The following is a 15,032-nucleotide window of genomic DNA, read 5'->3' on the forward strand; positions in this document are numbered from 1 at the left end:
CCCGAACCACCCCCGCGTAGAATCGAACCGTCATGTCCACCATCTTCGACTGCAGCGACGAGGCGCAGCTGCTCGCCGGGATGCGCAATGCGCGCCAGGCGATCGGCCGCGGCGACCTCATCGTCATTCCCACCGACACCGTCTACGGGGTCGCCGCCGACGCCTTCTCCCCGCCGGCGGTGCAGCGCCTGCTGGACGCCAAAGGGCGGGGTCGCAACCAACCGCCGCCCGTGCTCGTCGGCACGAAAGAGACCCTCGCGGCGCTCGCGGAGTCGGTGCCGGAGCCGGTCCAGAGCCTCGTCGACGCCTTCTGGCCCGGCGGGTTGACGATCGTCCTTCCCGCGCAACCGTCGCTGGTGTGGGACCTGGGGGAGACCCAGGGCACCGTCGCCGTGCGCATGCCGGAGGGTCGGGTGGTGCTCGAGCTGCTGGCGGAGACGGGCCCGCTCGCCGTGTCCAGCGCCAATCTCACGGGCAAGGCGGCGGCGATCTCAGCCTTGGACGCGGAGAAGATGCTCGGCGACAGCGTGGCGGTGTACCTGGACGACGGCATGAGCAAGAACGGCGTCGCCTCCACCATCATCGACGCGACGTCCCTGGTCCGTCGCGGGTCCGAGGGTGAGGCAGGAGTCGTCCGGATCCTGCGCCAGGGCGTCGTGACGCGGGAGCAGCTGCAGGAGGTGCTGGGCGACCTGCTCGAGCCGGAGCAGCAGGACGGGGATTCGTGAAGCAGTACCTCTTCACGATCATCGTCACCGCCGCGATCACCTTCGTCCTGACGTGGGCGGTGTGGCGGTTGAGCCTCCGCTTCAAGCTCTACCCGGGAATCCGCGAGCGCGACGTCCACACGACGCCCACCCCGCGGCTGGGCGGGGTCGCGATCTTCCTCGGCATCGTCGCCGCCTTCGCGGTCTCGGCCGCCAACCCGTTCTTCCAGAGCATCTGGACGCCGCCGCAGACCATGTGGTCCATCCTCGCGGCCGCCCTCCTCATCGCGGTCATCGGGGTCATGGACGACCTCTGGGACATCGACTGGATGATCAAGCTCGGCGCGCAGTTCCTCGCCGCGGGCATCATCACGGTCGGCGGCGGCCTCCAGATTCTGTCCTTGCCGTTCGGCGACCTGATCGTGGTCTCGAGTTGGCTGAGCATCACGATCACGATGTTCGCGATCGTCATCGTCATGAACGCCGTGAACTTCATCGACGGCCTGGACGGTCTGGTCGCCGGCGTCTGCCTGATCTCCAACGGCGTCTTCTTCGCCTATTCGTACATCTTCACGCGCGACTCCGGGGCCTCCAGCTACTTCAACCTTTCGACGTTCCTCGCCGCCGTCCTCATCGGCGCCTGCCTCGGCTTCCTCCCGCTGAACTGGAGCCCGGCGAAGCTGTTCATGGGCGACTCGGGTGCGCTGGTGATCGGACTGCTCATGGCGACCTCCGCCATCGCGATCACCGGGCAGATGGACCCGTCCGCGCTCGACCCCGAGCGACTCGGCCGCTCGCAGCTCGTCGGCGCCTTCCTGCCCATCCTGCTTCCGCTGCTCGTCGTTCTCCTGCCGCTGCTGGACTTCGGCCTGGCCGTGCTGCGTCGGATGAGCGCGGGCCGGTCTCCGTTCTCGCCCGACCGCAAGCACCTGCACCACCGCATGCTGGACCTCGGGCACCGCGACCGCGACGCGGTCCTCATCTTCTACGCGTGGACGGCCGTCATCTCGCTCGCCGTCCTCCTGATGTACGTCGGCGCCCGGGAGGATTGGCCCGGCCAGTACCTTCCCGGTGTCGCCTTCGGTGTCGTCGGCATCGCCGCGTGCCTCGTCATCACCCTGAGCCCCACCCGCCGACGAAAGACCGCCGCGGGCGCTGCGCCCGACCCGATCCCCCTGGAGCCCCGATGAGTCCGAGCCCCGTTTCCAGCACCCCGATCCTGCGACGTACCCTCGTCTGGTCGGCCGTCGCCACCGTCGTGCTCGCGCTCGTCGCCGGCGGGATCGGTTTCGCCGTGGCCCAGGGCGAGGGGCTGGTCAGCGGCCTCCTCGGGGTGCTCCTTTCCGCGCTGTTCCTCGGAATCACCGGCCTCAGCATCCTGATCGCCAATCGCTGGTACGGCGACCCCCTCTACGTGCAGCTGTTCTTCGCCATCGTGCTCGGCGGCTGGCTGCTCAAGCTCGGCGTGTTCGTCCTGGTGATGATCGTGCTCGCGGGCCAGCCGTGGCTCGAGCCGATGGTGTTCTTCCTCTCGATCGTGGCGGGTGTCGTCATGTCGCTGGTGATCGATGTCGTGGTGCTCACGCAGATGCGCCTGCCGAACGTGAGCGACACCACGTTGCCCACCGAGGTGCCGGAGGACCGTGCTCCGGGTGCTGTCGACGGCCCCGCGGACGCCGGCCCGCGGTCTTAGGCAACCCTTGGATTCTGATAGTGTTGAGGAGTGCCCGCCGCTCGCCCGCGAGCGCTTGCGCTGTGTAGCACACCGACCATCGTCGCCCCGGTTCTGACCGGTGCCCCGAAGCTGGAGCCCGCGCTGTTTAATCTTGCTGCGACCCTGACCCCCCGACTCGCGTCCTCGGATGGCGAGTTCCACGGACCTTCGATCGATGAGTTCTTCCCGGAGATCCTCTTCCACGTCGGACCCATCCCGGTCAACCGGATCCACCTGATCCAGTTCCTCTCGGTGATCGCCGTGGTCCTGATCCTCTGGCTCGGCACCCGCCGCATGAAGGTCGTCCCCGGCCGGTTCCAGAGCCTCGTCGAGATGGGCCTCGGCTTCGTCCGCGGCGGTATCGCGCACGATCTGCTCGGTCGCAAGGACGGGGACCGGTTCCTCCCGATCCTCACCACGATCTTCTTCATGGTGCTGTTCATGAACATCACGGGCATCATCCCGTTCCTGAACATGCCGGGCACGGCGATCATCGCCGTCCCGCTCACTCTGGCCGTGGTCAGCTACGTCACGTTCATCTACGCGGGGATCAAGAAGAGCCCGAAGAACTTCTTCAAGAACGCGCTCTTCCCGTCCGGTGTTCCGTGGCCGGTCTACTTCATCGTGACGCCGATCGAGCTCATCTCGACGTTCATCATCCGCCCGGTGACCCTCACCCTGCGACTGCTGATGAACCTCGTCGTCGGTCACATGATCCTGGTCCTCTGCTTCGCAGCGACCCAGTTCTTCTTCTTCACCGCGGGCGGCGGCTGGGCCGCTCTCGGTATCGGAACCCTCGCCTTCGGTGGCGCGTTCACCCTCTTCGAGGTGCTGGTCGCCGTGCTGCAGGCCTACGTCTTCACCGTCCTCACCGCGGTCTACATCCAGCTCGCGGTCGCAGAAGAGCACTGAGCGGGCGGGCAACAGCCCTCCCACCCAACGAAAGGAAAAACCCGTGGACGCAACTACGGTTCTCGCTGAAATCAACGGCCACCTCGCGGCGGTCGGCTACGGCCTCGCGGCCATCGGCCCGGCCATCGGTGTGGGCATCGTGGTCGGCAAGACCATCGAGGGCGTCGCCCGTCAGCCCGAGCTGGCCGGTCGCCTGCAGGTCCTCATGTGGATCGGTATCGCCTTCACCGAGGCGCTTGCGTTCGTCGGCATCGCCGTCGGATTCATCCCCTTCCCCGCGTAATCATCACCGACTTCTGAAGGAGACAGGATGCTGAACGCTCTTGTCACGAACCTCGCGGCTGAGGGTGAGGCGGCCAACAACCCGCTGATCCCCGCGTGGTACGACATCATCTGGTCGGGCTTCTGGTTCCTCATCATCCTCATCGTCGTGTGGAAGGTCGCCCTTCCCCGACTGACGAAGATGCTCGACGAGCGGTCCGCCGCCATCGAGGGCAACATCGCCAAGGCCGATGAGGCGCAGAAGCAGGCGGAGGCGGCTCTCGAGGAGTACACCCGCCAGCTCGCCGAGGCGCGCACCGAGGCCGGGGAGATCCGAGAGGCCGCCCGTGAGGACGGCAAGAAGATCATCGCCGAGGCGAAGGAGACCGCGGCCAGCGAGGCTGCACGCCTGACCGCCACCGCGCACACGCAGATCGAGGCGGAGCGCCAGACGGCCCTCGTCTCCCTGCGCAGCGAGGTCGGTTCGCTCGCTCTCGACCTCGCCGGCGGCGTGGTTGGCGAGACGCTCTCCGACGACGCTCGCGCGACCGCCGTGGTGGACCGCTTCCTCGCCGATCTCGAAGCATCCGAGAAGGCGGCTCAGTAATGGGCAGCGCGACCGCTCAGGCACTCGCGGCATCCACTCAGACGCTTGCCGCAGCGAAGGACGTCACTCTCGAGACCGCGCGGGAGCTCTTCGCCGCCGCGCGTGCCGTGGGCGATTCGTCTCAGCTGAGCGGCGCGCTGGCTGACCCCTCGGCTCCGGTCTCGGCGCGGCAGAACGTCGTGTCGGCGGTGTTCGGGCAGTACGGCTCCGCGACGCAGGATGTCCTGCGCACCGCGGTGGCCGAACGCTGGTCGAACGCATCCGAGCTGATCGACGGTCTCGAAGAGCTCGCGATCCGGGCGGCGACCATCGCCGAGTCCGGTGCGGACATCGAGGGGGAGCTGTTCGGTTTCTCCCGGGTGATCGCGGCGAACCCGGAGCTCGAACTCGCACTCGGCAGCCGGCTCGGGGGAGAGGACGCGAAGGCCGCCCTGGTCGAGCGTCTCCTCGCAGACGGCTCCGCCAGCGCTCCGACGGCACTCATCGTCACGTCCCTGGTGCGTCAGCCGCGTGAGCGCCGCGTGCGTCAGCTCCTGAGCCGGGCGATGCGTATCGTCTCGAGCCAGCGCGGTCGCCTCGTCGCCACCGTGCACTCGGCGACCCAGCTCAGCGACGCGCAGCGCACGCGACTCGAGCAGACGCTGTCGCAGCGATACGGCGGCCAGGTGTCCCTCAACGTCGTCATCGACCCCAGCGTCGTCGGAGGCCTGCGCGTGCAGATCGCCGATGACGTCATCGACGGCAGCATCTCCGCACGACTCGCCGACCTTCGCCAGAAGCTCGCGGGCTAACACGACTTCGCGCGGGGAACCGCGCACCCAGATACAAAGGGAAGACAATGGCAGAACTATCGATCAGCCCCGACGTCATCCGTGACGCGCTGAAGGATTTCGCCGCCGCGTACGAGCCCACCGGGGCTGCGGCGACCGAGGTCGGCACCGTCATCGACGCCGCGGACGGCATCGCCCACGTCGAGGGACTTCCCGGCGTCATGGCGAACGAGCTCGTGACCTTCGCCGACGGCACCAAGGGTCTCGCGCTGAACCTCGACGAGCACGAGATCGGTGTCGTCGTCCTCGGCGACTTCACCGGCATCGAGGCCGGTCAGGAGGTCACCCGCACGGGTGAGGTCCTCTCCGTCCCCGTCGGCGACGGCTACCTCGGCCGCGTGGTCGACCCGCTCGGCAACCCGATCGACGGCCTCGGCGCGATCGCGACCGAGGGCGTCCGCGAGCTCGAGCTCCAGGCCCCTGGCGTGATGCAGCGCAAGTCGGTTCACGAGCCGATGCAGACGGGTATCAAGGCGATCGACGCGATGATCCCCGTCGGCCGCGGCCAGCGTCAGCTCATCATCGGCGACCGCCAGACCGGCAAGACGGCCATCGCGATCGACACAATCATCAACCAGAAGGCCAACTGGGAGTCCGGAGACGTCAACAAGCAGGTCCGCTGCATCTACGTCGCCATCGGTCAGAAGGGCTCGACCATCGCTTCGGTGAAGGGCGCGCTCGAGGAGGCCGGCGCTCTGGAGTACACCACCATCGTGGCTGCTCCCGCGTCCGACCCGGCCGGCTTCAAGTACCTTGCCCCCTACACCGGTTCGGCCATCGGTCAGCACTGGATGTACGGCGGCAAGCACGTCCTCATCATCTTCGACGACCTGTCGAAGCAGGCCGAGGCCTACCGTGCCGTCTCCCTGCTGCTGCGCCGCCCGCCGGGCCGCGAGGCCTACCCGGGTGACGTCTTCTACCTGCACTCGCGTCTGCTGGAGCGGTGCGCGAAGCTGTCCGACGAGCTCGGCGCCGGTTCGATGACGGGCCTTCCCATCATCGAGACCAAGGCGAACGACGTCTCCGCGTACATCCCGACCAACGTGATCTCGATCACCGACGGCCAGATCTTCCTGCAGTCCGACCTCTTCAACGCCAACCAGCGTCCCGCGGTCGACGTGGGTATCTCGGTGTCGCGTGTCGGTGGTGACGCCCAGGTGAAGTCGATCAAGAAGGTCTCCGGAACGTTGAAGCTGGAGCTGGCTCAGTACCGCTCGCTCGAGGCGTTCGCGATGTTCGCGTCGGACCTCGACGCCGCGTCGCGTCGTCAGCTCTCGCGCGGTGCCCGTCTGACCGAGCTGCTCAAGCAGCCGCAGTACTCGCCGTATCCGGTGGAGGAGCAGGTCGTCTCGATCTGGGCCGGCACCAACGGCAAGCTCGACACGATCGAGGTCGAGGACGTGCTGCGCTTCGAGCGCGAGCTGCTCGACTACCTGCGTCGCAACACCAAGGTGCTCGACACCCTGCGGGAGACGAACGTGCTGGACGACGCCACCGTCGCCGAGCTCGACAAGCAGACCGACAACTTCCTCCTGGAGTTCCAGGGCGGCAAGGGACACGCCATCGGCGCCCCGGGCCACGAGGAGCACGCTGCGGCCGAGGCCGAGGACGTCAACCAGGAGAAGATCGTCAAGGGTCGTCGCGCGTAATCGCGTGAGGTACTGATTCATGGGCGCTCAACTCAGGGTCTACAAGCAGAAGATCTCTTCTGCTCAGACGACCAAGAAGATCACGAAGGCGATGGAACTCATCGCGGCTTCGCGCATCCAGAAGGCGATGGCACGCGTCAAGGCGTCCACCCCCTTCGCGCGGGCCGTGACGAGGGCCGTGTCCGCCGTCGCGACGCACTCGAACGTCGACCACCCGCTCACTCGCGAGCCCGAGACGATCCGCCGTTCCGCGGTCGTGATCTTCTCGTCGGACCGCGGGCTGGCCGGAGCCTTCAACTCGCAGATCCTCCGTGAGGGTCTCGAGGTGGCGGAGCTCCTGCGCGAGCAGGGCAAGGAGCCGGTGTTCTACCTCGTGGGCCGTAAGGCCGTCGGGTACTTCCAGTTCCGTCGTATCGAGGCCGCTGCAGAGTGGACCGGCGACACCGACACCCCCTCGTTCCACACGGCGGAGGAGATCTCGCAGACGCTTCTCGAGGCCTTCAACCGTGGGGGAGAGGACGGCGGCGTCGACGAGATCCACCTCGTGTACAACCGCTTCGTCAGCATGATGACGCAGACGCCGGAATCGGTGCGCCTGCTGCCGCTGGAGATCGCGGAGGCCGACGACTCGGAGGCGGGCAGCACCGTGTACCCGCTGTACGAGTTCGAGCCCGACGCCGAGACGGTGCTCGACGCAATCCTGCCGGTGTACATCCAGAGCCGCGTCTTCAACGCCCTCCTGCAGTCGTCCGCCGCCAAGCAGGCCGCGACGCAGAAGGCGATGAAGTCGGCCAGCGACAACGCCGACAAGCTCATCACCGACTACACCCGCCTGCGCAACAATGCGCGTCAGGCCGAGATCACCCAGCAGATCGCCGAGATCGTCGGTGGCGCCGACGCTCTCGCATCGAGCTGACAGACCCTCAGGAAAGAGACGAAGAAATGACCACCACCGCTACGGCTGAGCAGCCGGCGACCGCGGTCGTCGGGCGCGTCGCCCGCGTCAACGGTCCGGTTGTCGACATCGAGTTCCCGCACGACTCGATCCCCGACATCTACAACGCGCTGAAGACGACGATCACGATCGGCGAGGAGTCCACGGAGATCACGCTCGAGGTCGCGCAGCACCTCGGCGACGACCTGGTCCGCGCCATCGCCCTGAAGCCGACCGACGGCATCGTCCGCGGTCAGGAGGTGCGCGACACCGGTGAGGCCATCTCGGTCCCCGTCGGTGACATCACCAAGGGCAAGGTCTTCAACGTGATCGGCGAGGTCCTCAACGGCGAGCCCGGTGAGACCATCGAGGTCACGGAGCGCTGGCCCATCCACCGCAAGGCTCCCAACTTCGACCAGCTCGAGTCGAAGACGACGATGTTCGAGACGGGCATCAAGTCGATCGACCTCCTCACCCCGTACGTGCAGGGTGGAAAGATCGGTCTGTTCGGTGGTGCCGGCGTCGGCAAGACCGTCCTCATCCAGGAGATGATCCAGCGCGTCGCCCAGGACCACGGTGGTGTGTCGGTGTTCGCCGGTGTCGGTGAGCGCACCCGTGAGGGCAACGACCTCATCCACGAGATGGAGGAGGCGGGCGTCTTCGACAAGACCGCCCTCGTCTTCGGCCAGATGGACGAGCCGCCGGGGACGCGTCTGCGCGTCGCCCTGTCGGCTCTGACGATGGCGGAGTACTTCCGTGACGTGCAGAAGCAGGACGTGCTGCTCTTCATCGACAACATCTTCCGCTTCACGCAGGCCGGTTCCGAGGTGTCCACGCTGCTCGGGCGCATGCCCTCCGCTGTGGGGTACCAGCCGAACCTCGCCGATGAGATGGGTCTCCTGCAGGAGCGCATCACCTCGACCCGCGGTCACTCGATCACCTCCCTGCAGGCGATCTACGTGCCGGCCGACGACTACACCGACCCGGCCCCGGCCACGACCTTCGCGCACCTCGACGCGACGACCGAGCTCTCGCGTGAGATCGCGTCGAAGGGTCTGTACCCGGCCATCGACCCGCTGACCTCGACGTCGCGCATCATGGACCCCCGCTACCTGGGCGAGGACCACTACCGCGTGGCCACCACGGTCAAGCAGATCCTGCAGAAGAACAAGGAGCTGCAGGAGATCATCGCCATCCTCGGTGTCGACGAGCTCTCCGAGGAAGACAAGATCGTCGTGTCTCGTGCACGCCGCATCCAGCAGTTCCTCTCGCAGAACACCTACATGGCGAAGAAGTTCACGGGTGTCGAGGGCTCGACCGTGCCGCTGAAGGAGACCATCGAGTCGTTCGATGCGATCACCCGCGGTGACTTCGACCACGTCGCCGAGCAGGCCTTCTTCAACGTCGGTGGCATCTCCGACGTGGAGGAGCGCTGGGCGCAGATCCAGAAGGAGAACGCCTGACCATGGCGCTGCACGTCAGCCTCGTCTCCGCCGACGCGGAGGTCTGGACGGGAGAGGCGAGCCTCGTGGTCGCCAAGACCGTCGAGGGCGAGATCGGCTTCATGTCCGGTCACGAGCCGGTGCTGGCCATCCTCGCCGAGGGCCAGGTCCGGATCACCCAGACGGATGGCGCCAAGGTGCTGGCGAACGCGCAGGACGGCTTCCTCTCCATGGAGGGCGACGTCCTGACGATCGTGGCCGGCAACGCGGCACTCATCTCCTGACAGTCCTGTACATCGCGTCCGCCTCGACACCCTGCCCGGGTGTCGAGGCGGACGCGTCGCTTTTCCCCGAGGTGCCATGAAGATCCTGCTCCCGCCGTCCGAGACGAAACGCGAAGGCGGTGACGGAGGCCCGCTGGACCTCTCTGCGCTGGCGCTCGCTGACCTTGCGCCCCAGCGGTCTGCGGTGGTCGACGCCCTCGTCGCTCTCTCCGGCGATGAGGAGGCCGCGCGGCGTGTGCTCAAGCTCAGCGAGCGCCAGCGTGGCGACGTCGGCCACAACCGCGCGCTCCGGTCGTCGCCCACCATGCCCGCGGTGGACCGCTACACGGGGGTGCTGTTCGACGCGCTCGATGCGGCGTCCCTCTCGTCGGCCTCGCGTCGCTGGCTCGACGCGCACGTGTGGATTCACAGCGCTCCCTTCGGCCCGGTCGCCGCCCTGGACCCCATCCCGACGTACCGGCTCGCGGCGGGTACCGCGCTGCCCGGAGTGGCTCCGCTCCGCCGGCACTGGTCCGCTCCCACGTCTGTGGCGATCGCGGCGGACGCGCCCGCCTTCGTCCTGGATCTGCGCAGCGAGGCGTACGTGGCCCTCGGCCCGGTTCCGGCGGAGGTGCCGTCCGTGTACGTGAGGGTCGTGACGGCCCAGGGGAGGGCTCTCAATCACTTCAACAAGAGGTCCAAGGGCCTTCTCGTCCGCGCGCTGGCCGAAGATCGTCCCCGGATCGGATCGCTCCGTGCGCTGCACAGGTGGGCCCACGCCCACGATCTCCTCCTTCGCGAAGCGCCCTGGACCGGCGAGGTCGAGCTGGTCGTCGAGGAGTGACGCCGGGGCGGACGTGACGAATCACCAGGGGCGGTCGTTGCCCGCCCCTGGGGGCACCGCTACCATGTGCAATGCGAGGCGGGGAGTCTCGTGGTGGGGGACGAGAGTCGTCTCCCCTGACCAGAGAATGTGAGCCTCATGGGTTACGACGACTACTACGGGGCAGGTTATCTCGGCCTGCTCTTCGCCTACTTCTTCGTCATCCTGTTGATCGCGGTCGCAGGCTACGTCCTGACGTCGCTCTTCTATATGAAGATCTTCCAGAAGGCCGGAGTGCAGGGTGGCTGGCGTGCCTGGGTGCCCGTCTACAACTCGATGATCTTCTTCAAGCTCGGTGACCTGAGCCCGTGGCTCGTGCTGTACGGCATCGCCGGTGCCGCTCTGCTGAGCTGGATCGGGATCGGCTTCGTGTTCTCGATCGCCCTGGCGGTGCTCTCGGTCATCGCCGCGTGGCGCGTGGGGCTGAAGCTCCAGAAGGACGCCGTCTGGGTCGTCCTGTACGTGTTCCTGGCCATCGTCTGGCTCGGCATCAACGCTTTCGACAAGTCTCGTTGGAACCCGAACATCCAGCCGGCGCCCTGGGCGGGGAACGGCTTCCTCGGGGATCGCACGGTCTGGGACGGCGTCCCCGTCCAGCCGTCCGCCGCCGCTCCGCAGCAGGGGTACGGCGCTCCGCAGGGTTATGGCGCGCCGCAGCAGGGCTACGCGCCTCCGACGCAGGCGTACACGCCGCCGACCGCTCCCGGCTACGCGCCGCCCGCGGCCCCGGCAGCCCCGGCGACGGGCGCGCCGATCCCTCCCGTGCCCCCCGACCACACCGCCGGCTCCGCCCGCGGCGCCGCCGACGACGCCTCCGGCACCTCCCGCGGCTCCGCCGACGACGCCTCCGGCACCTCCGGCGGCACCTCCGGCGGCACCTCCGGCGCCTCCGACGACGCCGAACGACCCCACGCAGCCCCCTGCGTGATGACGTGAGGCGAACCCCCGGTCCTCGGACCGGGGGTTCTTCGCGTCGGTGGCACGCGCGCAGCCCATCCTCCCGCTAACGTGGAGAGCATGGACTTGTCGCAGCGTGGGGCCGCCCTTTCTGTTCTCGTCGTCCCGCGCCGCGGCGACGGTGCTTCCAGCGCGACTCGGGGGAGCGAGTTCCACTACGATGTGTGAGTATCCTGCGCCCGCCCCATCCGCTGCAGGTCCATCGGAGGCAGTTCGTGGCTGAGACCAAGACGCACACCGTCACGGTTGCGCACCGCCCGTTGCTGCTGTCCTGGGCCGGGGTCACCGATCAGGGGAGGCGTCGCGAGACGAACCAGGACGCCCTGCTCGCCGAGTACCCGTTGTTCATCGTCGCGGACGGCATGGGCGGCCATGCGGGTGGGGAGATCGCCAGTCAGAGCACCGTGGCCCGCCTGCGCGCCGTCGTCGCCGCGGACGACGTCAGCCCGACCGCGATCGAGAAGGCGCTCGCCCTCGCCGTCGACGACATCGCGGAACATCCGGACACGACGGACGAAGGCACCGGCACCACACTCACCGGCGTCTATCTTGACGCGCACGGCGACGAACCCCACTGGGTGGCGCTGAACATCGGCGACTCGCGCGTGTATCTGCTGCGGGATGACCGCCTCCTTCAGGTCACGACCGATCACTCGGTCGTGCAGGAGCTCATCGCGGCCGGGAAGCTGAGCCCGGAAGAGGCGGAAGGGCATCCGTACAGCAACGTGATCACCCGGGCTGTGGGCGCGAGCGAGCTGACGGCTCCCGACTACGTGACCATCGACGTACGCCCCGGCGATCGCTTCGTCATCTGCTCCGACGGCCTCACCAAGGAGCTCACGGATTACGGGATCCAGCACTTCCTTCGGGAGCACGCCGACCCCGGGGCGAGTGTCGACGCGATGCTCGCCGCAGCCCTCGACAACGGAGGACGCGACAACGTCACGGTGATCGTCGTGCAGGTCAGCGAGCCGGAGGACTCGTCCTCCACACGCGGCGACACCGCCGAATAGCCTCCCCCTCCTGGGGATCGTTCGAGTCCGCAGGCGCAGGTGCGATGCACTGGCAGCATGGATCCCACGCCCATCTCGCTGCCCTCGGCGGCGGCCCCGTCCCGTCGTCGTTCGCTTCCCCTCGTCGCCGCGGTCGTCCCGGTGGGCGTCGGTGTGGCCCTGTGGCTCACGACGGGCGCGGTGCACGCCCTCTGGTTCGCCGCACTGGGACCATTGATGATCGGCGCCTCCCTGATCGACGGCGCCCGCTCCCGCCGCCGGGAGCGGAAGGCGGAGGGTGCGCGTCTGCGTCTCGCGTGGGCCGAAGCGGAGACCGAACTCCAGCGTCGGCACGAGGTGGAGCGGGCTCACGCGGAGCGGCGTCATCCCGGCGCAGCGGCGTGCGTGCGTGAGAGACCGTTACGCGACGCACAACCGCCCGGACGGGAGACGGCATTGGTCGTGGGCCGCGGCCGCCGTCCGAGTGCCGTTCGTTGCGCGGGCGGCGACGACGAGCGCGCGCAGGCCTTCCGCCAGCGCTGCGCCGTCCTCGAGGATGCCCCGGCCGTCGTCCCGCTGGGGCGAGGAGTGTGTCTGCGGGGCGCCCGTCCGCTCGTCGAGGCCGCGGCACGGGCGCTCGTCCTGCAGCTCTGCCTCCGATACTCTCCGGCCCACCTGTCCGTTGTCGTGGAGGACCCGGTCATCACAGGACTCGCGATGCTGCCGCACGCCGGACGGCTTCGGGGGCGCGGATTCCGACTCGCCGTCTCCACGGGGGCGTCCCGAGCGCGCGCCGCGGACGCCGTGATCTGGACGATCCCGCCGGGCGGCGACGTCCCCGAGGGCATCACGACGGTGATCGACATACAGGAACCTGACGTAGCGACACTGCGGACGGCGGAGGGCGTCGAGGACATCGCCGTCGAGTGTCTGTCCGCCGGGCAGGCCGCGGCGGTCGCGGAGCTGTGCGGCGCACCGGAGGACGAGGACGATCCGGCTGCGGCCGGCCTGAGCATCGAGAGCGTTCCCCAGCCGCCCGCCGGCGCGGGGCTGGCCGTCGCTCTCGGTCGCGGAACGGGCGAGGGCCCCGTGGCGGTCGACATCGTCGAGGACGGCCCGCATGCCATCGTGACGGGCATGACCGGCGCGGGCAAGAGCGAGCTCCTCGTCACGTGGGTCGCGGCCCTCTGCGCGTCGCACGGCCCGGAACGTGTGACCTTCCTCCTGGCGGACTTCAAGGGCGGAACGGCGTTCGACCGTCTCCGGGCCCTCCCGCACGTCGTCGGCGTGATCACCGACCTCGACGAGACGGAGGCGCGCCGGGGCGTCGCCAGTCTGGCCGCGGAGATGAGACGCCGTGAGGGCGTCCTCGCCGCGGCCGGAGCCCGTGACGTCCGCGAGATCGACCTGGCGCGTCTCGTCATCGTCGTGGACGAGTTCGCGGCTCTGCTGCAGGACCATGCGGAGCTGGCCGCGGTGTTCACCGACGTCGCGGCCCGCGGACGCGCGCTGGGGATGCACCTCATCCTCGGCACGCAACGCGCCGCCGGAGTGATCCGGGACGCCCTCGCGACCAACTGTCCGCTGCGCATCAGCCTCCGAGTGGCCGAGGCAGCCGACAGTCGAGCGATGCTCGGCACGGCAGAAGCGGCGGAGCTGCCTGGCGGCGTCGACGGCCGAGGGCGAGCGCTGCTTCGACGCCCCCAGGACGATGCGCCGCTCCCGCTGCGCGTCGCGCTCACCGACGACGCCTTCCTGAGGCGGATCGCGGCGCACGGGACGGGATCGCCTTCGCCCGTGCCGCCGTGGCATCCCGCACTCCCGACGCGGCTGCCGCTCGCGGAGCTGCTCGCCGCCCTCGAGGACGAGCAACGAGGGCGGACGTCCCGGTCACTCCTCGTGCTCGGGCGCGCCGACGACCCGGCGAATCAGACGCAGCCCCTGGAACTCCTGCGACCACGGCGCGAGCGCGGCCTCGTCGTCCTCGGCGCACCGGGCACGGGCCGGACGACGGTGCTACGGGTGATCGCCGCGCAGCACCCCGCGGCCGTGTGGTTCCCCGGGGATCCCGAGGCGGCGATGGATCAGCTCGCCGCGTGGCTGGACGGCGGTGTCACGCTCCCTGATCTGGTCCTCGCCGACGACCTCGACGGCATCCACGCCGAGCTGCCCCTCGAGTACGCGCAGGAGTTCGTGCTGCGCTGGGAGAAGCTGGTGCGGTCGACGGCCTCGGTCTCCTGGATACTGACGGCAAGCAGGGCCACCCGGGCCCTTGGCCCGTGTGCTCGACGCGGTGCCGCGCCGGGCTTTGCTGCGGATGCCGACGCGGGTGGAGCATCTCGCCGCGGGCGGCGAGGTCGCGGACTTCCGGCGACACCGCCCCGCCGGACGTGCCATCGTTGGTGAGCGCGAGGTGCAGTTCGCGTGGGTGGAGCTCGACGGTGAGTCTCGCGCCGGCACTGACACGCCCGCCGGTATCGGCAACGCATGGTCGCCCGTCTCGGAGACGACGGCGCTCGTCACCCCGGGTGCTCCCCGCGTCGCAGCGGCACTCGCTGCGGCGCACCCCGAGTGGGACGTCGTGCTCGCAGGAGCGGACGCGATCGCGGCGGGGAAGCCGCTCGTGGTGGTCGCGGACGCCGAGACGTGGCAGCGTCACTGGGCTGACTGGCAGCGTGTGCGGTCCCACGGCGAGGTGCTGATCAGAGCGGAGCGACCGGCGGAGCTGCGGCAGCTCGTCGGAGTGCGCACGCTGCCGCCCTACGCGCGCCCCGATGCAGGGCGGGCCTGGTCCGTCATCGGAGACGCGGGGCCGCGGCGCGTGCTCCTCCCGGCTCTCGTGCGCCGATGATCGTGTCGTCGGTCGACGGCGCGCCGCGGA

Annotated in this window: 16 protein-coding genes; all 16 read left to right on the plus strand. The window is 68.8% G+C overall.

Annotation, left to right across the window (positions count from 1 at the left end; all coding sequences use genetic code 11):
- Positions 1 to 32 precede the first annotated feature (32 nt).
- The 16 genes from FY549_RS10875 (at position 33) to FY549_RS10945 (ending at position 15,002) form a co-directional block, all read left to right on the plus strand.
- Positions 33 to 728: an L-threonylcarbamoyladenylate synthase gene (locus tag FY549_RS10875; protein WP_149085028.1), complete on the plus strand. Its 696-nt coding sequence runs from the start codon at positions 33 to 35 to the stop codon at positions 726 to 728.
- Complete coding sequence (locus FY549_RS10880; protein WP_136052107.1) at positions 725 to 1,897, plus strand: MraY family glycosyltransferase; 1,173 nt, start codon at positions 725 to 727, stop codon at positions 1,895 to 1,897. The genes FY549_RS10875 and FY549_RS10880 overlap by 4 nt, the downstream gene beginning before the upstream one ends.
- Positions 1,894 to 2,400, plus strand: coding sequence for a hypothetical protein (locus FY549_RS10885; RefSeq protein WP_149085029.1), 507 nt, complete (start codon positions 1,894 to 1,896; stop codon positions 2,398 to 2,400). Before FY549_RS10880 ends, FY549_RS10885 begins: the two co-directional genes overlap by 4 nt.
- A 144-nt stretch (positions 2,401 to 2,544) precedes the next feature.
- Positions 2,545 to 3,333 carry a F0F1 ATP synthase subunit A gene (gene atpB / locus FY549_RS10890; protein WP_187614963.1) on the plus strand — a complete coding sequence of 263 codons (789 nt, stop codon included), beginning with the start codon at positions 2,545 to 2,547 and terminating at the stop codon, positions 3,331 to 3,333.
- Between the two features lie 43 nt (positions 3,334 to 3,376).
- The gene (gene atpE / locus FY549_RS10895; RefSeq protein WP_101846290.1) at positions 3,377 to 3,616 is read left to right on the plus strand and encodes an ATP synthase F0 subunit C; all 240 of its coding nucleotides are present in this window, start codon (positions 3,377 to 3,379) and stop codon (positions 3,614 to 3,616) included.
- Between the two features lie 27 nt (positions 3,617 to 3,643).
- Positions 3,644 to 4,201 carry a F0F1 ATP synthase subunit B gene (locus FY549_RS10900; RefSeq protein WP_149085030.1) on the plus strand — a complete coding sequence of 186 codons (558 nt, stop codon included), beginning with the start codon at positions 3,644 to 3,646 and terminating at the stop codon, positions 4,199 to 4,201.
- Positions 4,201 to 4,992: a F0F1 ATP synthase subunit delta gene (locus FY549_RS10905; RefSeq protein ID WP_149085031.1), complete on the plus strand. Its 792-nt coding sequence runs from the start codon at positions 4,201 to 4,203 to the stop codon at positions 4,990 to 4,992. Before FY549_RS10900 ends, FY549_RS10905 begins: the two co-directional genes overlap by 1 nt.
- A gap of 47 nt (positions 4,993 to 5,039) precedes the next feature.
- Positions 5,040 to 6,680 (plus strand): F0F1 ATP synthase subunit alpha, encoded by a 1,641-nt coding sequence (gene atpA / locus FY549_RS10910; RefSeq protein WP_149085032.1) that lies wholly within the window; start codon positions 5,040 to 5,042, stop codon positions 6,678 to 6,680.
- 19 nt (positions 6,681 to 6,699) lie between these two features.
- Positions 6,700 to 7,596 (plus strand): F0F1 ATP synthase subunit gamma, encoded by an 897-nt coding sequence (locus FY549_RS10915; RefSeq protein WP_149085033.1) that lies wholly within the window; start codon positions 6,700 to 6,702, stop codon positions 7,594 to 7,596.
- Positions 7,597 to 7,622: 26 nt separating this feature from the next.
- Complete coding sequence (gene atpD / locus FY549_RS10920; protein ID WP_025103152.1) at positions 7,623 to 9,077, plus strand: F0F1 ATP synthase subunit beta; 1,455 nt, start codon at positions 7,623 to 7,625, stop codon at positions 9,075 to 9,077.
- Positions 9,078 to 9,079: 2 nt separating this feature from the next.
- On the plus strand, positions 9,080 to 9,340 hold the full coding sequence (locus FY549_RS10925; RefSeq protein WP_025103153.1) for a F0F1 ATP synthase subunit epsilon: 261 nt from the start codon (positions 9,080 to 9,082) through the stop codon (positions 9,338 to 9,340).
- A 76-nt stretch (positions 9,341 to 9,416) separates the two neighbouring features.
- On the plus strand, positions 9,417 to 10,163 hold the full coding sequence (locus FY549_RS10930; protein WP_149085034.1) for a YaaA family protein: 747 nt from the start codon (positions 9,417 to 9,419) through the stop codon (positions 10,161 to 10,163).
- Between the two features lie 138 nt (positions 10,164 to 10,301).
- Entirely contained in the window at positions 10,302 to 11,138 is an 837-nt protein-coding gene (locus tag FY549_RS16535) for a large exoprotein (RefSeq protein ID WP_187614856.1), read from the plus strand.
- A gap of 236 nt (positions 11,139 to 11,374) precedes the next feature.
- A complete protein-coding gene (locus FY549_RS10935; RefSeq protein ID WP_149085035.1) occupies positions 11,375 to 12,172 on the plus strand; it encodes a PP2C family protein-serine/threonine phosphatase in 798 nt (265 codons plus the stop codon).
- A 57-nt stretch (positions 12,173 to 12,229) separates the two neighbouring features.
- Positions 12,230 to 14,557, plus strand: coding sequence for an FtsK/SpoIIIE domain-containing protein (locus FY549_RS10940; RefSeq protein ID WP_149085036.1), 2,328 nt, complete (start codon positions 12,230 to 12,232; stop codon positions 14,555 to 14,557).
- A gap of 7 nt (positions 14,558 to 14,564) precedes the next feature.
- Positions 14,565 to 15,002, plus strand: a complete 438-nt coding sequence (locus FY549_RS10945; RefSeq protein WP_149085037.1) for a hypothetical protein — start codon at positions 14,565 to 14,567, stop codon at positions 15,000 to 15,002.
- Positions 15,003 to 15,032: the final 30 nt, after the last annotated feature.

The organism is Microbacterium sp. 1S1 (genome assembly GCF_008271365.1).
Classification (GTDB): domain Bacteria; phylum Actinomycetota; class Actinomycetes; order Actinomycetales; family Microbacteriaceae; genus Microbacterium.